General features: G+C 42.3%; 20 protein-coding genes and 1 pseudogene. 16 read left to right on the forward strand and 5 right to left on the reverse strand.

The genetic code is table 11. The features are described from left to right. Positions 1–226 precede the first annotated feature (226 nt). The 13 genes and pseudogenes from LFX25_RS20535 to LFX25_RS20595 all read left to right on the forward strand — a co-directional run bounded on the left by LFX25_RS20535 (position 227) and on the right by LFX25_RS20595 (position 12,165). Complete coding sequence (locus tag LFX25_RS20535) at positions 227–493, forward strand: hypothetical protein (protein ID WP_238732120.1); 267 nt, start codon at positions 227–229, stop codon at positions 491–493. 90 nt (positions 494–583) lie between these two features. Continuing rightward, a complete protein-coding gene (locus LFX25_RS20540) occupies positions 584–1,525 on the forward strand; it encodes a DNA-methyltransferase (protein ID WP_238732121.1) in 942 nt (313 codons plus the stop codon). 122 nt (positions 1,526–1,647) lie between these two features. After that, complete coding sequence (locus LFX25_RS20545) at positions 1,648–2,565, forward strand: helix-turn-helix domain-containing protein (protein WP_238732122.1); 918 nt, start codon at positions 1,648–1,650, stop codon at positions 2,563–2,565. Then, the gene (locus tag LFX25_RS20550) at positions 2,562–3,518 is read left to right on the forward strand and encodes a DNA-methyltransferase (protein WP_238732123.1); all 957 of its coding nucleotides are present in this window, start codon (positions 2,562–2,564) and stop codon (positions 3,516–3,518) included. Before LFX25_RS20545 ends, LFX25_RS20550 begins: the two co-directional genes overlap by 4 nt. Positions 3,519–3,575: 57 nt before the next feature. Further along, positions 3,576–4,181, forward strand: a complete 606-nt coding sequence (locus LFX25_RS20555; protein WP_238732124.1) for a hypothetical protein — start codon at positions 3,576–3,578, stop codon at positions 4,179–4,181. Continuing rightward, the gene (locus LFX25_RS20560; RefSeq protein WP_240009209.1) at positions 4,138–5,577 is read left to right on the forward strand and encodes a PBSX family phage terminase large subunit; all 1,440 of its coding nucleotides are present in this window, start codon (positions 4,138–4,140) and stop codon (positions 5,575–5,577) included. The genes LFX25_RS20555 and LFX25_RS20560 overlap by 44 nt, the downstream gene beginning before the upstream one ends. 578 nt (positions 5,578–6,155) lie before the next feature. Further along, a pseudogene (locus LFX25_RS20565) lies at positions 6,156–7,127 on the forward strand (hypothetical protein); the annotation flags it as partial. Between the two features lie 27 nt (positions 7,128–7,154). Further along, positions 7,155–7,679: a hypothetical protein gene (locus tag LFX25_RS20570; protein WP_238732161.1), complete on the forward strand. Its 525-nt coding sequence runs from the start codon at positions 7,155–7,157 to the stop codon at positions 7,677–7,679. Next, positions 7,655–7,906, forward strand: coding sequence for a cold-shock protein (locus tag LFX25_RS20575; RefSeq protein ID WP_135779642.1), 252 nt, complete (start codon positions 7,655–7,657; stop codon positions 7,904–7,906). Before LFX25_RS20570 ends, LFX25_RS20575 begins: the two co-directional genes overlap by 25 nt. Further along, the gene (locus tag LFX25_RS20580; RefSeq protein ID WP_238732125.1) at positions 7,903–9,030 is read left to right on the forward strand and encodes a hypothetical protein; all 1,128 of its coding nucleotides are present in this window, start codon (positions 7,903–7,905) and stop codon (positions 9,028–9,030) included. The genes LFX25_RS20575 and LFX25_RS20580 overlap by 4 nt, the downstream gene beginning before the upstream one ends. A 16-nt stretch (positions 9,031–9,046) precedes the next feature. Further along, positions 9,047–9,559, forward strand: a complete 513-nt coding sequence (locus LFX25_RS20585) for a hypothetical protein (RefSeq protein ID WP_238732126.1) — start codon at positions 9,047–9,049, stop codon at positions 9,557–9,559. 7 nt (positions 9,560–9,566) lie between these two features. Further along, positions 9,567–11,894, forward strand: coding sequence for a ParB N-terminal domain-containing protein (locus LFX25_RS20590; RefSeq protein WP_238732127.1), 2,328 nt, complete (start codon positions 9,567–9,569; stop codon positions 11,892–11,894). A 16-nt stretch (positions 11,895–11,910) separates the two neighbouring features. Next, on the forward strand, positions 11,911–12,165 hold the full coding sequence (locus LFX25_RS20595; protein ID WP_238732128.1) for a hypothetical protein: 255 nt from the start codon (positions 11,911–11,913) through the stop codon (positions 12,163–12,165). A gap of 241 nt (positions 12,166–12,406) precedes the next feature. Here the strand turns inward: LFX25_RS20595 and LFX25_RS20600 are convergent, their stop codons facing one another. The 5 genes from LFX25_RS20600 to LFX25_RS20620 form a co-directional block, all read right to left on the reverse strand. Further along, on the reverse strand, positions 12,407–12,703 hold the full coding sequence (locus LFX25_RS20600; protein WP_238732129.1) for a hypothetical protein: 297 nt from the start codon (positions 12,701–12,703) through the stop codon (positions 12,407–12,409). 30 nt (positions 12,704–12,733) lie between these two features. Then, on the reverse strand, positions 12,734–12,910 hold the full coding sequence (locus LFX25_RS20830; protein ID WP_255717879.1) for a DUF6171 family protein: 177 nt from the start codon (positions 12,908–12,910) through the stop codon (positions 12,734–12,736). 443 nt (positions 12,911–13,353) lie between these two features. Further along, complete coding sequence (locus tag LFX25_RS20610) at positions 13,354–14,136, reverse strand: hypothetical protein (RefSeq protein WP_238732130.1); 783 nt, start codon at positions 14,134–14,136, stop codon at positions 13,354–13,356. Further along, the gene (locus tag LFX25_RS20615) at positions 14,129–14,728 is read right to left on the reverse strand and encodes a hypothetical protein (RefSeq protein WP_238732131.1); all 600 of its coding nucleotides are present in this window, start codon (positions 14,726–14,728) and stop codon (positions 14,129–14,131) included. Before LFX25_RS20615 ends, LFX25_RS20610 begins: the two co-directional genes overlap by 8 nt. Beyond that, the gene (locus LFX25_RS20620) at positions 14,729–15,919 is read right to left on the reverse strand and encodes a baseplate J/gp47 family protein (RefSeq protein WP_238732132.1); all 1,191 of its coding nucleotides are present in this window, start codon (positions 15,917–15,919) and stop codon (positions 14,729–14,731) included. A 70-nt stretch (positions 15,920–15,989) separates the two neighbouring features. On the opposite strand from LFX25_RS20620, the gene LFX25_RS20625 reads away from it, so the two are divergent. From LFX25_RS20625 to LFX25_RS20635, 3 genes are read left to right on the forward strand one after another with little or no spacing between them, the layout of a single operon-like run. Next, positions 15,990–17,900: a hypothetical protein gene (locus tag LFX25_RS20625; protein WP_238732133.1), complete on the forward strand. Its 1,911-nt coding sequence runs from the start codon at positions 15,990–15,992 to the stop codon at positions 17,898–17,900. Further along, positions 17,897–18,598 carry a FapA family protein gene (locus LFX25_RS20630; RefSeq protein ID WP_238732134.1) on the forward strand — a complete coding sequence of 234 codons (702 nt, stop codon included), beginning with the start codon at positions 17,897–17,899 and terminating at the stop codon, positions 18,596–18,598. The genes LFX25_RS20625 and LFX25_RS20630 overlap by 4 nt, the downstream gene beginning before the upstream one ends. Positions 18,599–18,622: 24 nt before the next feature. Further along, positions 18,623–20,191 carry a hypothetical protein gene (locus tag LFX25_RS20635; protein ID WP_238732135.1) on the forward strand — a complete coding sequence of 523 codons (1,569 nt, stop codon included), beginning with the start codon at positions 18,623–18,625 and terminating at the stop codon, positions 20,189–20,191. The last annotated feature ends 46 nt before the right edge of the window (positions 20,192–20,237 follow it).

Consider the following 20,237-nt stretch of genomic DNA (forward strand, 5'->3'; position numbering starts at 1 on the left):
ATTTAAGAAATAGAGTAGGGGAGCTACGAAAGTCGCTTACTCGATCTGTTCATGAAAAGTGTTATTCAAAAAGTCCGAAACCATTGGAGGGAAACTTCTTTATCCAAGATAGAGACGGGACTCTCTTAGAGATAAGTCACAGAGACGCTTTGAAGATCATGGACGAACGTCGAAGAAGAAAAGTTCACTACGGCGACGCGGCTTAATTCAATTTGAAGGAATTTGTATGTTGGAAACAGATAGAGTTGAATTTCATATCTATAAACATTTAAAGCCAGCACAAGGCCAAAAGAGTCTTTGGGGTGCGACCGGACAGTGTTTTAATGGAAAAGACGGTGATAAGGTTGCGATAAGCGAAGCCGAAAAGCTACAAGCGTTTGCACCGGAAGGAGTGGAATATTCTGTGCAAAAATATGTGTATAGTAATTCGAGAAAAAACAGACCTTCCAAAACAAAAATTTGGAGGAACGGGGTTTTACTCGCGGCCGCTTAGTTGATCTTACCTGGATGAACATCGGGCACGGTATTCATCCAGCATTTTCCCAAAAACCGATTTCTATAATTGCGAAGTATCTTCGTATTCGTGAATCAAATTCTAATCGGTTGCGCTTTCGAAAAACTTCAGGAACTTCCAGATAAACATTTTCATACGGTTGTTTGCTCGCCTCCTTATTTTAATCTACGCGATTATTCGAACGTAAAACAGATCGGACACGAGAAGACGTATCAGGAATACATAAGAAAGTTAGTTCTCACTTTTAAAGAAGTCCACAGGGTTCTAAGAGACGACGGAACGCTCTGGATCGTAATAGGCGACACATACAATAACCAATCCAAAAAAGACAAACTAACAGGAGAGCTAAAACGTAAAGACCTTATAGGAATTCCTTGGAGGCTTGCATTTGCTTTGCAAGAAGACGGATGGTATCTCAGGCAAGACATTATCTGGAATAAGCCGAATCCAACACCTCAATCCGTAAGAGACCGCTGCACAACTTCTCACGAATACATTTTTCTTCTTTCAAAGAATCCCATTTACTACTTTGACGCGGAAGCGATTTCAGAGCCGACCCTTTCTCTTATCCCCGGACACAAGAGTTTCCGGCCTCGCGCGGTAGAGATTTTTAATAACGGTCGAACTGAATTTTATGGAAAGAGGGGGAAGACCGCTCGGACAATAAAAGAAAGAAAAAACAAACGGTCGGTTTGGACAGTAACGACAAAACCCTCGAAAACTTCTCATACCGCGACATTTCCGAAGGATCTTATTGAGGACTGTATCAAAGCAGGAACGAGTAAATATGGGGTTTGTTCTGAGTGCGGGAGCTCTTTTTTATCGAAAGACCAAAGTTCTTGTGAACATAAGAAAGGTCCAGTTCCAGCAAGAGTCCTTGATCCGTTTTTTGGATCCGGGACTACCGGAGAAGTGGCTTTAAAATTAGGACGCGAATACACAGGGATAGAGCTAAACGAAACATACGCAAAAGAAGCGACCGAGAGGCTTAGCGAGAAGCTTTTCTATTAGAAATTTGTCAAATGCCGCATTAGAAAAAATTAAGGACCGCACAAAATTCCATCCCTTAACTTTTTCCTAATCACAAATCCAAATTAAAGGACTCTCTCAGTAAAAATAAATATTCGTGAGATGTGTTTGAAACAAATTCCAGTAACGTAATAGAGTCAGTAACCAATCAAGACGAGATAAAACTCGAACGTGTAAAGGTTCTTTTGGAGAAGATTCAATTTCATCCAAAGAATGAAAAAATATTCCGTCCTAAAACGGAAGAGTTCATCCGGCGATTAGCGGAGAATATAAAACGAAACGGGCTTCACGAACCTATCTCACTTCAAAAGATTCCAGATTCAGATCTGTATCTTTGTCTTTCCGGCGAGCATAGAATCAAAGCGGTAAAACTACTTGGATGGGTGGCGATCGATGCGTATATCGTTTCCCCCGAAGATCCAGTTTCCTATATAGCCGAAAAAAATTACGGAAAAGGTCAGTATCATTTTAAAGACAGACTCTTAACGTATCGCGAGTTTTGTCCGGAGTTTTTTACCGGAACAAAAATTGTCCTAGAAAGACTCAATGAAATCAGTAAGAAAACGGGAATCCTTCTCTCTACACTGAAAGGCGATCTAAAGAAAATCAGAAAGGGTTCAAACAAAGAGGATTCGATTGAAATCCTGCACGAACTTTGGGCTAAGAAAAAGATTCGAAATCTTCGGATAAACTTGGCGGATCAAGGAAACGGAAAGTTCCTCCTTAAAGTCCACGGTAAGAATCTGAATTATGAGTGGCGCGGAGCGTTTAAAGAAGTGGTTTGCGAGTGCGCGAAGGCGGCCCGTTCCAAATACTTTGACAAAAATTTTAAATCCGAAAACGAAGAGACGGCCTCTCGAATAAAGGCGTTACGAAAAGAGGCGGGACTAACTCAGTTCCAGCTCGCTCAAGGACTCGGTTACTCGCAAAGCTATTTCGCGGAACTTGAAGGCGGGAAATGGGAGTGTTCGGAAGCACTGTTTGAACAGATCGCTCTTTTTTGTCAGGAGAGAATCGCATGAGTTTTGAAATTATTTGCGGTTCTGCTGATACGGTTCTAAAGGACTACAGAGAAAAAAATCTGATCTATCCGAAGTTCGATTGCCTCGTGACCTCGCCGCCGTATTTCCAAAAACGAAAATACTTAGATGACTCGCACCCCTCCGTTAGTCTTGAGATCGGGAGAGAAAGAAAGACAAGGCAGTATTTTTCTCATCTCGCTTTAGTATTCAGAGAGGCCGCGAAACACCTAAAAGATTCCGCGACGGTGTTTGTAAACATCGGTGATTCCTTCCAATACGGACAGGCGATCCGAATCCCTTCCGGGTTCGTTGACTTTATGAAAGAAGAAGGATACCACTTCGTTCAGGAAATCATTTGGGCGAAATCTATTTCAACGGACTCCGGTAACGTTGGATCTTGTAAGCCTGAGTCCGTTAGAAGAAGATTCACAAACTCACACGAATACGTTTTGTTCTTTGTTCGTGATATGGATCTTTACTATTTTAACGCTGAAAGTGTTTCGGTTCCGATCTCTCAAATCCATCACAATCAAATTCACAGCTTTTCAAAAGTGAAAGAAACATCCGCGAGTGAACACAGCTCACTTGAATTTAATAGCGAAAAAGAATATGAAAGATACTTAGCGGAAACTCCAACATCCGTCAAGAACCGGATACTCGAAAACAAAATCAAATCAGGAAACTTCACAGCTCGCAGGCGATCCGTTTGGCAAATACCTACACCGAATTCAAGAGGAAGACATACGGCTGTCGGACCCGAAAGACTGTTTGAAATCTGCGTTCTTGCGGGTTGCCCGGAGGGAGGAATCGTCCTAGATCCATTCGCTGGTGAGGGAACAGTCGGAAAAACTGCGCTCAAAAACAATCGTAGATTTGTAGGGATAGATCTAGATGAAAGGTCCTGCGCGGAAGCAAATAAGAATCTGGTCAGCTATCTTCAAAGAGCGTCTTAAACTTTTTTATTCCTAAGCCTACTCAGATAATCCGCTAAGAAATAGAATTCCCATTCAATGAAGAAGAAGTTAAATCCTCCCCCGAAGAAAAAAACAAAGGGTAGGGGAGGAAAGACTCCTGTATCAAAGAAAGGATACGATGTTCTTTCGGAAGAAACCAAAGAAGAGATACGTTTGCTTTTTCTTCGCGGGACTTCGCGTGAGGAAATCTGTAAGAGATTCAAACTTACTTACAAAAAGCTCGATAACCTCATCCAAGGGAATGGCTGGAATTTAGACCGTAAGGAATTTTCAGGAAATTTAAGGAGAGAATTAGAGGGGAAGATTGTCACGGATCTTGCCCAAACTCTCGAAAGAATCAAAGAAGAGTCTGTTATCTTTTTAGATTTTCTAAAGAACCGAATCCTTTACGAAGAAGCTTCTAACTCCGATCTATTATCTCTTTTCAAGTCTCGTAACACCGTCCTCAAAGAACTTTTCCGATCACTCGGTGAGCCTGATACTATCAGACAAGATTCCGGTAACTCGGAAGAAAAGAGCCAGGTAAACATTCAAGTCGTACTCGGAGTCGGTGAAAGACCCGGTGCAGTGGAGAAGCTACTTGGCGGGAACCGGGTAGTTGTCGAAGAAATCTCTTCTAAAAATAGATCCGAAGAAAACTAACGCATACACCGTTCAACGAAATCAATTCTTCTCTGAAAAACAATCCCGCGCCTTAGACGAGGATTGGTCTTCTCCATACGTACAAGAGATCTGCTACGACGGTGGCGCGCGAAGTGGTAAGACTTACCTTATCATAAAAGCCATTATCTCAAGAGCTTGGCTCTCACCTTACTCACGTCACCTGATCGCACGTTACAGACTCAATCACCTTAAAATCTCCGTTTGGAAACAAACTCTCATTCCATGCCTTAAAGAAATGGGGTTCGTCGAGGACCGCGATTATACAATTAACGAGTCACTCCATATTCTGACATTTACAAACGGATCTGAGATTTACGGCGCGGGCCTCGATGACGCAGACCGCGTTGAAAAGATCATGGGAACGGAATTTTGTACGATCTTTATCAATGAAGCGACCCAAATCTCCTACGCCACATATCAAAAAATCAAAACCCGTCTCTCACTCGTTCGAGAAGAACTTATAAACAAACTCATCGTCGATTGTAACCCGCGAAACAGGTTCCACTGGATCTTTAAGTATTTTGTTCTAAGACAAGACCCAGAGACAAGTAACGCGTTATCTGCTAATAAACTTTCACGGATGTCAAGAAGGTCATGGACGCCCTTAGACAATCCTTTTCTTTCCAAAGAGTATGTCCAGATGCTTGAGGAACTTACCGGAGCGGAAAGAGAAAGGCTCTTTCTCGGTCAGTGGATCGATGTCGAGGGACTTGTTTACCCCAAGTTCGAAGAATCGATAGTCGAGCCTTTCGAAATCCCAGAGTCATGGGACTGCGCCGGAGCAGTGGACTTCGGATACACAAATCCATTTGTATTTCTCTGGCTTTACTATGATAAATCTAACGAAACCTGGTATTTAGCGGATGAACACTACGAACGCGAAAAGACAGTTCGCGCACACTGCGAAGAGATAAAAGAAAGAAGAAAACCAAATCTTTTCATAGTCGCAGATCACGACGCGGAAGACCGCGCGACGATGGCAGAGTGCGGCCTCCCTACACTTGCCGCCGACAAAGACGTTTCAACGGGAATTCAAGCCCTTATGAAACTCCTTTCCGCAAAGCAAGGCGTCAAGCTTCGAATCTTTAGAACCTGTGTCCATACGATCGAAGAATTCTCTATTTACTCATGGGTTCCTGCAAAAGACGGGAAAAACGCGATTGAAGTTCCCGCAAAAAATTCCGATCACTCGATGGACTGTCTTCGGTATTTCGCTCTTAAAATCCTTGGAAGAAAAAATTCGATCATCACGAGAGAAAAGGAAACAGTAAAAAAAGAAATTGAAGACAATAGACCCGTAACTCTTTCAGACATTCAAAATCAAAGACTTGCAAGGCTTGGAATTCATCCGTCTTTTAGGCATTCCAGAAATTAGAACCTTCTCCGATTCTCATACTTCCTTCTTAGTAATAAAAGAAACCTTTGAAGGATGAAATCATGCAAACCGAAGAACGATATAGCGAAGAATTAAGCTCTGAAACAGAACCAGTCGAGGAAAGGTCAGAGACAATCTTTGAAGAAAATGCAGAAACAGAAACGCCGGAATATTTGAAGCACGACAAAGAAGTAAATGAAAACGAACAAGACACCTTCCTTTCCAATCTAATTCTAAAACTCGAAGATTCGAAAGTTCAGAATCTCTTTGATAGTCTTGTTTCATCGGTCGTAAACAAACAGTCCCGCGATACAGTCCTGCATCTACTTTTTACAAAAGGAATCCGAGTTCTAAGGGAATCAAAACTCTTGCAAATTACGCAGGAGGAGGATACTAGCTTCGCGCTTTTGATCGGAAGTCTACCGGAAAGTGAAAGACAGGTTCTTTTTGATAGTGTCTGCTCCTCGATCGAGAATCACAAGGGCCGCGAAACGGTTCTTCATATTCTTTTTTGGAAAGCATCAAGACTCGTTCGTGAGTTTCAAAACCAAAAAAGAAAATAAACTGAGGCTCGATCGATGGTACGAGAGTCAAGATTTTCGGAATACAGAGTTGTAAGAGAGCTTACCTATGCGTGGCTTTACTATCTTCTTTCTCTCCAACATGCGTTACTTGGAAATTCTAACCAAATAACGCAGTTTGAAATTCAGAAATCCGTGTGGTCGGATGCGATGGACTCTCTCCGAAAAAAATTCTTTGGCGAGTTACTTGTCAGGCCGACTTACTTTCCGAAATCGATTTCCGTAACTCCTGAACCCTCGAAAGACTACACGCCTCTCAGAAAACAAACTAAAATCGAATTCCCCGAGGGGGTAGTTTACCGCGAGGATCTAGACGAAAAAGATCAGGAGATATTCGATTTTTTAGCCCGCGACTGGAACCGAATCTATCTTCAAGAAAGAGAGAAAGCGACCCTGCTCGGCTATATCGCCGAATACATGATCGGAGAGGGAGAAGATCCCGAAGATTTAAAACAGCTTACACTCCCTGAATTCTCAGAGCGCGCAGTCGCGCACAACCTACATGGACTTGAAGATATAGACGTTCTACGAGAGGAAGTAGGACTTACCAAAGAACAAACCTACGCACTTCTCTACGCTGAGTCAAAAGGAGCCGAGTGGCTTGCGATATATGACGAACACGGAGAGCGAAAAGGAAAAGCCTTTGACCTCATAACGAACCTTTATCGACGCCAAATTGTTGAAGCATTGGCGCGTAACGCTACCGAGGAAGAAATCGAATCGATGATGATTTCCCCGGATGACACAGAGATCAAAGAAGCCCTTGGAATGTTTGAAGAAGGGATTTCCGAGGAAGAAAGAGAAAGAAGAGAAAAAGAATACGAGGAACTTGTAACCGATCATCTAAACCGCGATATGGCGAGGTTCGCATTTACAGAATGCGCGATAAACTTCAATAATGGAAAGCTTCTCATGCTCGCAAACGAAAGCGAGACCGCCGTTTACGTTCGATTATCCGGCGGAAACTATGGAAGCCCTCACAGTCATACAAACCCGGTGAGATGCGATGAGTGTAAAAAATTTCGTTTGGAAATCGCTCGCGTATTCCCTTCCCTCGATCACCTAAAAGACAAGAAATACATGAAAAGTCTTGGTCTTGTTTATCTCGGACAAGATCAGTTCTTCGGAGATCCGAAAACTAAAACTGCCACCTGGATCGGTAAATCAAACGCCGAAAGAGGTTATCGAAATTACTGGCTCTGTTGTCCTATGCACCCGAATTGCAGTTGTGAATACGAAGTCGTAGAAGAAGAGGAAGAAGAAAGAGAGGAAAATGAAATTGATGAAATCTTTAGACTAGGGAGACTCCGAGACGCGGAAGAAAGAGTAAGGCTCGATGCACGATACGAAGAAGAGGTGAAGGCCAATGAAGAAAGAATCCGACTAGAGAGAAAATATGGCCCGATAAGGAAGAGTGATGTATTTTCAAGTGGGGTCTGGGAGGAACCCATGTGTAGCTATGACGAACAATCGGATTGGCTCTCAGAATTTATCACTTGGAAACAAAATCAAAAATTTTAACCGGAACAATCAGACGTTACATTCCTTGGAACCAGGAGATTAACCGAGGAGGATACGGATTTATTGAAACCGAAAACCAGAGAAGCTATTTCTTCAATGCGAAATATTCAAGTATAAGAGAAGAAGAAATCCAAAACGGAACCCCTGTTGAGTTTGAAACGCGCAGAGGATACGACAAGGTAAAAGGAGTTTTTGAAACTCAAGCCACAAGAGTCAAAAGGATTTGAGAAAATCCGGTCAGGGCGGTGTAACGCCCTTTTCGATTCCCACAAAACCGAACGTCCTTACACCACTTACAAACGAGGAACTACTCGAGAGACGCGGTGAGTCAGCTCTTTGGTACAGATTGACTCCTTGTCCTTGTCCCCAGGAGGAAAGACTCCCTGATTGCAAATTTTGTTTAGAGGGACAAATAAGGACGTTTCAAGAAACTCTCACTATTCAAGAAGAGTTTGCTTACAAGATCCAAGGAAGTAAAATCTATACCCGTTTCGCACCCGTTACCGAAGTCGAGAGCGCAGTTCTTCACTCACAAGATAAACAAACCCCCCTTACAATCACCCATATACAGGAAGAGTCCTTCGATGTTTTAGAAAATCTCAAATACTGGAACGCAGTCCTTTTAAAATACAAAGTTTCCCTTATCGAAGAGAAGTTCTTTGAGGTCATAGGAAATAACGAATACGAACTATTCCCGGATCTAAAAAAAGAAGCGATCGTCGGGGTAGTAGAAGTCTTCAAAATCCCTGAGAATGAAAACGAACCTGCAATAGAGGTTGAATTCAGCGGGCATTCTCTAAACTCAATCATCTTCCCGAAACGAGTAAGCGGTCTTCACCGAATAAAAATCAAAACTTTTAACCCGGTAAAGATTGCCTACAAAACCTTTCGAAACGATTCCGATTCAAGAAAACTTTTCGAACGAAGCCAGATCACTTTCCAAGAGGGTGAACTTATGGGCGTCATGGGTAGCGGCTACCGGATGGGTGAAGGTGACATTATCACGCTCCTCATCTCTACGCTTAGACACTCTGAGTTTATCGCGTATCAAAACACTTACTACGATCGCGTGTCTTATTCACCGATCGCGTATGTGGACCAGATCCTTTCTAAAGGAAAACACGGGATCAAGTCCCACAAAAGAGGTGAGGACTTTATCATATTCGGAGACTCGAAAATCCAGTGGTTGTCCGATAAGCCGAAGTCAGGTTACACAATAATCTACGATTATCACCCAACGTTTAGAGTTACGGGTTTTGTAGAGGGCGGAAGCGGTGAGGACAGAGATAAACCGCGAATCTTCAAAATGAAACCTTTATCGAATTTTAACGGGCGGGGGTCGTTAGAATAAAAAATCAGGAATTACAATGGGATTAGTTCTAAACTATTTTGTGAAAGGCATTGCGAAGGTAATATTTTTTGAAAAGCTTTTCAATCCAATTAAAGAGATAATCAAAGCAATAGTCTGTTTCATCAGAGTGAATTATGCTTTTTCTGATACCAGATTAAGACTAATGCACCTACGAATTTTTGTAGCGTATCACTATCAAATGTTGAAACTTGCGTATTCCACCTGGAAATCAAAATTCAAGATTCATGCTGTGGCACCGGCTCAAATTATGGTTCTTCATTACGACCCATACACTTGTAGAAATCCGGAAGAATTAGCGACTAAAGTGGCTCGAAACGTTGCTATCCCATTTAAAACCCTCTACAAATTTGAACCGATCATTCTTATACTACCGAACGATCAGATTTTACAAACAGGTTCTATCCAAGGTTTTTTGAGATCATTAAGCCGCGATCAGCTAAAAACATTCTTTGAAGAATACGCCAAATTTAGAGAAGACCAAAAGAGAATCGAAATCATAGGATCATAGAAACAGTTTGTCCCTTCTTACAAAAGAAGAAATTACAAGCGACCTCGCTGAGACGATTCTTGATAAAGTTCATCTTGGTATGACGAAACAAAACCCACTCTGGCAAGAGTGGGCAATGGAAGAGGATTCTGAGCCTTGGAAAGAAGGGCAGTTAAATGAACTTTCGAGAAAGTCTTTTTTGACGGTACTTCGATCCTCGGATAAAAAGATTTCTAAAGACGGCTGTCTTGCATTGGCTCGGGAGTTTAAAAAACTCGGAGCTGACTTCCTATCAGATTTTCTAAAAGAAAAAGCTGATGTCACAGACGAAGAGGGCGAGCTCAATGCGGAGAAAAGTAAACAGACAGAAAAGTCTGTCTGTGTTGGGTCGATTTCAAACGTTTTAAAATCAAACCCAACACAGGCACAGTTACGAGCGGGGAACTACAAAAAAAATCACGTCCGAATCCACGGTCTTGATATAGCGATTGAGAACAAAAAGGGATCGTATCGCTCGGGAGAGGATAAAGATGGAAAGGCTTGGAAGACTAAAATCCGAAATGATTACGGATATATCAGAAGGACAACGGGAGCCGATGGCGATCATGTAGACGTATTCCTTGGTCCTGACAACGAATCCGAACTTGTATTCGTTATCAACCAAAAAAACAAAGACCAAAGTTTCGATGAATACAAGGTTATGATCGGTTTTCACGATCAAAAGGCCGCGAAGACTGCCTATCTTTCAAACTACGAAAAAGGTTGGAAAGGATTTGGAAGCATTGTCCCTCTCACTATCTCACAATTCAAAGAATGGTTACGAGTCGGAAAGACAAAGAAGGAATTAAAAAATCCTAAAATAGAATTCCTAAAATCTAGGCTTGCACTCATTTCTAATAATGATTCTTTAGAGAATAACATTCATAGAGAAAAAGAAGAAACTAGGCTCCCTATCCAAAAAGCATATCTGACCCTTTTTGATTCCAAAAGAATAGAAAATCAAACTTCAAAAGAGATCTTAAAAAACTCGCTCTCGGTCCTAAAGGATTGTCTACCGCGACTTGAAAGAATTCTAAAAGCGCAGATAGGAAGAAACGCAGATCCTATCAATACTACATCCGTTTGGAGCGATGGACTCACGCACATTAAGAAAGAAGAGGGATGGAGGGTACTTCCAAAAGGAAGACAGAAAAGAGAATTTGTACCCCAAAATACCCCGAGAAAGAAAGAGGCAAAAGAAGAAACCCCAAAAAAAGGAGACTCGGTTCCGACAACTCTTCCTTTTAACAAACTCAGAGTAATCAAACAGTACACCGACAAAGAGAATTACGATCGTAATCAAATCGATTCTTTAAAAGCTCTTATCTTCCAAAACGGATACGATCCTGGTTTTCCTATGGCGGTTGACCTAAAAGACGATCAGTGGACCGTAGTTGCCGGACACCACCGGTACGAAGCTATAAAAGAACTCATAGGTGAAGGGAAACTTCCTGATAACTTCACCGTTCACGTTGTCCCGAAATCTTTTCAAACCTCTAACGACAGGCTTGTCGCCCAGGTAAGTGAGAATCATAGGCGAAGTGTAAACCCAACCGATGAATCGAAAGCCTACGCTGAGATGCAAAAAAACGGATGGGATACAAAAACCATCGCGGAAAAGCTCGGGAAAAAAGTCGGAGAGATCGACAAGCGTCTCGCACTAAATAATCTCTGCCCGGATCTCTTTAAACTAATCTCAAAAAAAGACAGATCCCTTCCTTTAGGAGTCGCCGAAGTCATTGGAATGTTTGGAAAAGACTCAAACGACAAACCAAACCAGACGATCCAGATAAAAGCGTTCAAATGGTATGTAGAGAACAAATCAAAGTATCCGGGAAAGGGTCCGTCAGTTGTTCAAAATTATATCAAAGAACTCCTTAGCGGGGAGTTTGATAATTTCAGTTTTGAGCAGGTAGCGACAAGCGTACAAAAAGAAGCTTTGCGTTCAATCGGCTCTATGGAGAAGGCCGCGACAAATAGAAAGATGCTCAATACGATGCTTGATACTCTTCAAAAAACGTATAACAGAATTTTAGGTGATAACGTTTCGGCTCTTTCTCCTGAATTTAGTAAAGAACTTGCGGCCTCGATCGCGGTAGCGGAAGACAAAGGAGTGGGTTCCTCAGCAATGATCGGAAGACTTAGCACAATCATACAGGATCTTTCCATAATCAAAAACTCGATTCAATCCAAACTTAAAGAAATCGAAGACGATTCGAGTATAGGTCTTTTATTCGATGCACCCAATCGCGCAGAGTCTCAAAACGATCCTTCAAAAAGTAACAAAGAGGATTATTTGTATCCGATAGCAAGTTAGAATATTAAATTTTAGAATGCAAAACACAAAACCATTCCGCCATCACCCGGACGTTTTAAGAATCCGCGCACTCTTCACCGAAGGGCTTTACTTCCAAGCTCTTACTCAAAAATCTTTTGATGATTTATTCGTCGCAATTGATTTTACATTCGTCGAGAGGGACGCGCTAAAACATGAAAATGATGTTCTTTTAGAGTTTCTAAAAAAGCGCGATCTCTTAGGAGACTATGAAAGAGAACTTCAACACCCCGAACTTGGCGACTTAGAATAGAAAAGGAATACAAACGAGTATCCGAGAAATCCAAAGATCCAAGAAACATAGTGACCGTTTTTCTCACGACCCTCAAAGGTGAGTGAAAGAATCGGAAACGCCGTGACTGAAAGCCACGGTGAGAAATGATTTCTAAGGATCAGATTCCAACCAGAACGATTGATAAGAACCTTAGAAGTAAGTCTAGGATAGGTAAGGTGAAAGAGAAGGGATTTGATTTTCTTTTTTAGCTTCATGGTTTTTAGCTCTTGAATTCTTCCGCTAATTTTTTGGCTTCACTAAGACTCTGAAATACTCTCTTAGAAACTGATTCGAGAACTGAGTCTACGTCTTGATTGGAATAGAAAGCGGAAAGGGCTTTTTGGGAAAGGTTGTGAAAGATAAGATCCTCGCTATTTTCCGAGAATTCTTTTTTCAGTTCTTTTGCTTTTAAAAGAAGGGAACGAACAAGTTTACTTGCTACGCTTTCTTTTAACTTTAGGTTCGTTTCAATATTTGAAAACTGTTCGATCTGTTGAAAAATAAGTTCCTGGTTCAATTTTTTTCCTCCACTACAACAACTCATATATCAGGATTCTCTTTTCCATTTCCCTATCGGGCAAGACTCGGATTTCAGTTTTGTTTTGAGGCGCACGAAACAATAACAAACACTGCACTGTTCGGATAAGAATCTCTTCATTAGAAGAGGGCAAGAAAGACATACGGAAAGTCGCTTCTCGGAAAAAACTAAGGACTCAACTTCCATATCCTAATTCCAAATCCTTCCGGGAACCGTGTAGGTAGTAACGAGAGTCCATTGAAGAAATTCGTATTTGTAAACGCGGTAGCGCGTAAACCAATTCGCTACGTGACAGGAATTGCAATTGTTAATACAACATGTCGAGGTGCAACACGGAACAAAAACGCTTCCTCCCGTCCAACACAAGCCGACTGAAATCGTTTTAGAATATCCGGCTGGACACTTAGGACAATCAAACCAGGGTCCAAGTTGAAAACATTCGTTTTGACCGCCGCACTGTCCGCAATCGGTAACGGAAGTTCCTAAATCAAGATGAGCATCCACAACATGCCAAAGATCTCCGACCGAATACGATCCTTGTGGATAAACATCATATCTGTTTGATCCGTAGTTCCCCACCCAATGCCCCCCCGCTCCGGGAACCGGAGAGATAGGACCGTTAGGTGGGGTTATGCGAAAGGGAGCCAGCTCACTCCTTCGTTTTTGCTCCAAAAGGCAAGATTGCCTTGTGTCCTCACCCGAAAATTCGCGTTATCATATCCGGGCGAAGGAGTAGTCCTAATGTATTCTTTATCTTGAATGTATTCATAAAGCCAATTGATAGCGGACGCAAGAGAGTCGTTATCTTCTATCCCTGGGTTTAGTTCCACGTCGATTCCGATTAGTGCCGGATCGTAAACAGGAAGAGTCCTCAAAAGACTTGTAATCGGACCTGCTGGAGATGATTTCACATACGATAGAAGGGAGAGTCTTCCCGGAGTGGACGAGGGGAGGGGAGCTATTGCGTTCCACTGCTCAAAGAGAATTGTTTGAAACGTTTTTCTTGTCGGTCTTACCTGGGGTTGAAATCTTTCGGATTCGATATTCCAAACCTGTACCGCGGAATTATCTGTTAGTAAAGACTCAAGTGAGATTTCAAAGATCCCACATACTGAACCCGGTGAAGGGGTAAGCGAAACCGAAGGAAAAAGATATACTGAGTCAGGACGAATAATAATTCCCGGTCCTACCTGGATTGTATGGTTGTCGGAAGAGGCTACCTGAAAGCCGATCGCGGTATCCGTTGTTCTTCCTATCGTTGCAAGTATTGAGGTAAGAATTGCAGGGAAATTAGAGTTTAGCGGTTCCGCGCCTGAGAGACGGTTAAGATCTGAGGAAGAAAGTTTTTGAAATTGATTGTGATAATAGATTTTAACTTCGTTGTTTGTTAAAGGAATTTGAACCTCAGCCATTGGTTTCTCCCGCGAACACCGCAGTTCCGGCGGCGAGAATCCTTGTCGCTTCTGTAAGTTGAAGATTTGTTAAACGACTCATATCATCTACGACGATATAACTCGCGCCTCGATCGGGGGTTATAATTCCTGAAACTGCTTTTGTTCCCGGACCTGGAATGTTTAGTCCTAGATCACTCGCTGAGTGATCGGTTGCAAATCCGAGCTCGTCGCACCGAAGAACTACAAAATCGGGTGCAGGAAACACCTCTCCGAGTTTTGGAATTGTAGGTTCATTGGAGAGAACGTATCCGATGAGGTATCCGACAAACTCCTCGTCGGTCATACCTACGGGTCTTTCGATTCCTAAAAACTCAGCCCAGAGTTTTAAAAAGTATCCTTCCGCTTTCGAAAGCTCCGCGCATTGACTCGCTAAGTCTTGGTATCTTAAATGCCACTCAATCGAATTAAAAAGCGCACCCTTGTTTATATCGTTTATGTTTGTAACTGGACTCAGCTCCGGTTTATCGGGATTACCGAAGAGCTCGCGAAACACCGGATCGGTTGTGTTTATCTGAGGAATGGATACTAGAAGTTTATTTTCGTGAGACATTTAGGTCGGCTCCACGCGTTCAATAGTTCCTGAGATAACCCCTCCCGAGGTTCCACCTGTTCGCGGAAGATACGTGGAAGGAACTGAAATGTCAGTAAGTGCAGGAAGTGGATTCGGAACGGGACTTAAACTGAGTTTTCCATAGAACTCATCGATCGTTACTCGGTAAAAGTCTGGATGTGCTTTTAGAATGGTTCCCTCGACTTGTTTTAGAAGTACGTCGAATCCAACGGGAAGTGTGTTTAGATAAACTGTGATCTGGTTTAAAGCGATGCTTAACGCGTCTTCGTCTTTAAGTTGGGATTCTTTTTGAAGTTCGAGACGAAACTTGACCGTGATTCCGAAAACAGGAATTCGAAATACAACGACTTGTGTTCCAGCCGCCGCGTATCCCGGATAATTTTCAGGATCTTTTAGGTCTCCCTCGATTGTCCTTTGAACCAAATCCAAAAGACTTTGTGGAGGGTTTGAGGTTCCGTCGCTTACATACAAATTGATCCACCCGATTTCGAACGCTCCCGAATACGGATTGCAATTGGTGGTTAGTTGAACACCGGCGATTCCTGGTATTGAGGTCGCGGCTGTATAGATTCCGAGTTTTGTAGAACGACCGAGTGAAACGATAAAGTTTCGAAAACGTTTGAGTCTGCTTTCTTCGGTTTCAAGATTTGTTCCTCCTGCGAAGTCAGACGGATTCCAGATCCGTATGTTTGGAGGAAGTTCAATATTAACTGTTCCAAGACCTTCAAGTGTATTGATTGAAAGTCTTCGGATATTATAATCGGTTCCGGGTTTTCTTGCTCGGATTTCAATTTCTGCAAAGGTGAGACCTACAGGAATCGTTACAGACGAAATCGATTCATACTCAAGACCGAAGAGGTCGAGTTTAAAAACGGGAATCGAAATTGGATCGGTATGACCTGTGTGTTCTATTCGAACGATTCCGACGGAAGTTAAACCGGGGAGTCTTTTAAATCCAAATGCGTTATAGACGCCTTCTTTAATCGCGTAATAAAAACCGTTTAGGGTTCTTAGATCCCCTTCCGCGAGAACGCCAGCGATCGCTGCGATCCACGTTGAGATTCTAGATCCTGGGTTGAAGTTTGAAAGACGAGAACCACTTGCAAGGAGTGAATTCTGAATCGCGGTAACGTATTCTAGGAAAATTTTAGGAACATACGGAGAAGCCACAAAGAAAGCCGTACTCGAAAAATCATAATCGGAGAACTCCGATTAGAATCTCTCCCCTACTCTCTCTTACATGCTTTCAAGTGTTGTCGGCGGGGTAACTTCCGGTTTTAATTCGGTGACGAGCGGAGCGTTTAGTGGTTCCCTCGCACCCACGTATGAACCTCAAAATGTATTCTCTTTTGCTTTCTATGAAAAAAAATCCAACGGAACGTATTCGATTTTTCAAAATGATAACGAATACTTCTTTGTAAACGGCCCTCTTTCATATACTGAAAATTTTAAAAACAGAACTCAGGTAGAGAAAACCTTTGGTAGTTGTATCGTTGTCGATTACGGACAAGACAACAGCGATATAAAACTCGAAGGGGAGTTTCACATCTATCATCTGGGTCTTCCGGCGAAACCAAAAATTTCCATACCAGGAGACTCAGGGAGTGGATTTGTTCAGTCCGCATTTTCCGCCGGGAAGGCGATCGTAAAAAACAAAGTCGGAAGTTATTACGACAAGATTCGAAGTAGTTATTTGAGCCTTGGGGGAGGGGAGTTTCGATCAGGTCTTGGGGAGTTTCAAGACTTTATGTATTTTCTTCATTATTCAAGGAGCCTTGACGCGATTGAGTATTCTTCAAACGACACTCAAGCGCAAAAGATCACAAAAATATTTTCTGAAAAAAGACTCACCTGGAAAACACACGCCTTTGTTTTCAGGGATTATGACCGTAACCGCACAGTCGAGGTTGTGATTCCGCAAAACGGATTTACAATCACAAGATCTGTCGGTGACACAAACACCTACAAGTATTCCTTAAACCTATGTGTAGTCAAAGAGCTAAACACAAAAATCACAAGCCAGCTAGTCCGGAGTAATTTCAACGCGTTTAGAACAATATCAGGTCTTATGAACGAACTTGAAAATCTTGTGAATCTTCCCTTACAGCTTTCGGGTGCATTGCTTGGAGTAGCGAGAGGTGTACAGGTTTTTGCAAGTTCAACAAAAAGACTAATCTCTTCTTGGGACCGGATGAAAGATCAATTTAACGCCCAAGGAAAACTTGCGCGCGTTACCTTTGAATCCGCGAAATCCGATCTTGGAATTAAGAAAAAACGAAGAGGGTTTCACGCAGAGGATATTTCAGAAAAGATCGATAACGCATACAGTAAGTCTCGCGCGATCGAGGCTGAATTCAGACAAAACATAGATACGTCAAGAAATGACTGTTCCGCGCTCTTTGCTCTCATTGGTCAGTTCGTAATTCCTGTGGATAACTCAGGATCGTATGAAGCGATGAGCCTGAAACCGAGAGCAGACTTTACAGCGTGGATAGATAACGACGTTTACAGGTATGCACTCTCAGCGGATGAAATTTTAAACGAAACTCTTGCCTCACTCAATGAGGCAAGTATTGACAACGAGTTTTCGATCCTTCACGTATCCGCAGGTGACACCTGGGAGAGAATCGCTGAAAAAGAATTAGGGGATGCAAGTCTCGGACAAGCGTTAGCATCCTACAACGGGAAAAGAGATACCACCCTCGATCGCCGCGCGATTAAGATTCCCTACGGGACAAGAACGAATATTTTTACAAGCCTTCCTGAGAATCCTTCACCGAAGGACTTAGAAATTGCTCGTATCGGCTGTGATATAAAGCTCACACCGAACAGAGGGATAGAGGTTTCCCCTACCGGGGATCTCGCTCTTGTGGAAGGAGACGACGCTCTTCTTAATGAAAAGCTCGATCACATCGATATTGTTCAAGGTTCAATTCCGGGTTCTCCTTGGATTGGAAATCCGATTCCTCCGGGAGAACTTCCCGATGAGATTGAGAGAAAAAAATTTATCCCAGAGTTTCTTAGAAATATTAAGTCGGACCCTCGCGTTAGAAATGCGAAACTTTTCGGAACCTTTCAAGACGGCGATTCTTTTGTTCCCATGTTTTTAATAGAATCGGTGAGCGGCGGGAGTGCGATCATCGCGGTATGAGAAAAGGATTCTCAAATGACGCATTTGATTTTCAAGAGCGTCCACAGTCGCCGGATTCTTTTCTAACACCCGCGTTACTTGCAACCGTAACCGAAGTTCTACCCCGCTTTCGAGCAAACGTCATAACAACCTTTGGAGAGCCATTTAAAAAGGTTCGCTACTTTGGACCTTTTATAAACCAAAACGGAAACGCACATGGACGCGCGTTCGGACTCAAAAAAGACCAACTCGTTCTTTTAGAGTTTATTTCCGGCTCCTATCGCGCGCCCGTCATTACTCAAGTTTTTCCATTCGCTACAAAGGATTCCGACCTTTCTAATCTGCAAACGTTTTGGAGTAAGTTCACATTTCTTGATACGGAAAAGGACATTATCGACTTTCACGAATCCGGTTACTGCATACGAAAAACCACCCACAAAATCGAAATCTATAACGAGAATCAAGAACTAGTGTTCTCACTCGACTTTCAAAACAAAAAAGCAAAGTTAAAAATTGAGAATTTAGAAATTGAAGGTGAAACAACATTCAAAGGGAATACGAATTTCCAAGGGGATTTAACTATTCAAGGAGATACGGAACAAAGCGGAAAGATAACGGTTAGTGAAGACGTTGAAATAGCCGGTGTCTCTGCTAAAAATCACGGACATACCTATTCCCCTGGTCCATCACCACAGACAAAAACAGGCCCACCGATTTAAAAATTCAAGAGATCCTTTTTTGTCATGCCGACTTTTGGATCTTCCGTTGAAAAAGAATTTAAGACAGTCAGGAATTCATTCTTTCTTCCACCGAAGTCTTTTTCATTAGAAATCAGGCTCCCCGGAAAAGATTCGAAGAAGTTTTTTCCAACCGAATACGTTACGAGTATAAAGTCTCACAGATCCATATCCGCCGGAAAAGGCGGGATCTATTTAACCATTCCGTATCAAGAGAACTACTTTGTTCAAACAAGCGGTGAATCCTCGCTTCCACTTTCCGAAATCGAAGAGGGGGAGCAAATTCCATTCCGCGAAGTCTTTCCGATTCGAAGTATCGTTTACTTGTATATCGATGTAGGTGAGACTAAAGAAAAAAATCCAGTCTTTCGTAAACTCAACGTCGGAAAGGTGAAAAACGCAACGCGCGAGTATTCCGCTGATGGAAAAAGTTTTGTAAACGTAACCATAACTCCTATTGAGACCCTACTTACTGAAACCGAATTCTTTATCGAATATCAAAGACAAGAAGGTGAACCCGCGTCAAGGTCTGAGGATTCATACGCGGGCGTAATAACGAAAGCCGCAAAAGTCTTCTTACAAGGTCAGCTTTCAGACCTTATACGGAACTTTTGGGATGAGTTTTTTTGTAAGCTGATGAATGTCTCCCGGTACGCGGATAAAAATATTCTCGCGCCAACCACGTCACCGGACCCGGATGCAATTCTTTCCATCCTTCTTCCAAAAAAAGCATACACTGAATTCTTCGCTTATGAATCGCAAGTCTTGTCTTCCTTTTCTATCGGATCGTATATAAATTTTTGGGAAATTTTGCGATCGTATGTCTCAGAACCGCTTTACGAACTTTTTGTAGATCCTTTAGAAACATTTGATCTTGACGGAGTATATGGTAAAGGCGTTGCCTTTGGTGAGGTTGGATCGTCGAGTGTTGAAGAATACGAGGTAAGAAACTCCGAAGCAAAAGTAGTTTTTAGACCCACTCCATTTTATATGTTCGGAGACGATGGAAAGTTCCGGGATTTAGAAAACTTTGGAATCGATGCTTACTACAAATTTGTCTTAGATGATTTAAAAAATTATCGAATCGAAGATTCCGAAGAATCGGTAATAGTCGGTGTTCATGTGATTCAAAACACGTTTCAGAGCTTTGGAACTATTCTATCAGAACCAAAATACGATGACAAACTACGCGCGATATATGGTCCGAAACTTTTACACGTTAAGGTTGCGGGACTCGTATTTAAAGAGGAAAGCCCTACCACCTCAAAAAAAGAAAATTACAAAGGTGAACTTTCTAAAATCCGAGATTTGCTTTTCAAAATCTTTTGTAACCGCGAAGAGCTAAAAGTTTCGTCTGGAAGTTTTGAAACCGGCTTTGTTCCTCTAAGGCCCGGAATGCCTTTCCAAATCCTGAACGATCCATATAAATCGTATCCGATCCCGATTGAGGATGTTTCAGAATTCGGTTATATCACAGACGTAATCGATGATTTCATTCCGGGTCAAGCGAAAGCTTCAACCACTTTAAACTTTAAATGGAGTCCTTCGAAAAGCGTATATCAAGAAACCGCATAAACAAGTCTTACTCCTCCGATTATTAAACTCGTTCTAAGCTTCTTCC

The sequence above is a fragment of the Leptospira sanjuanensis genome, from assembly GCF_022267325.1.
Lineage (GTDB): Bacteria > Spirochaetota > Leptospiria > Leptospirales > Leptospiraceae > Leptospira > Leptospira sanjuanensis.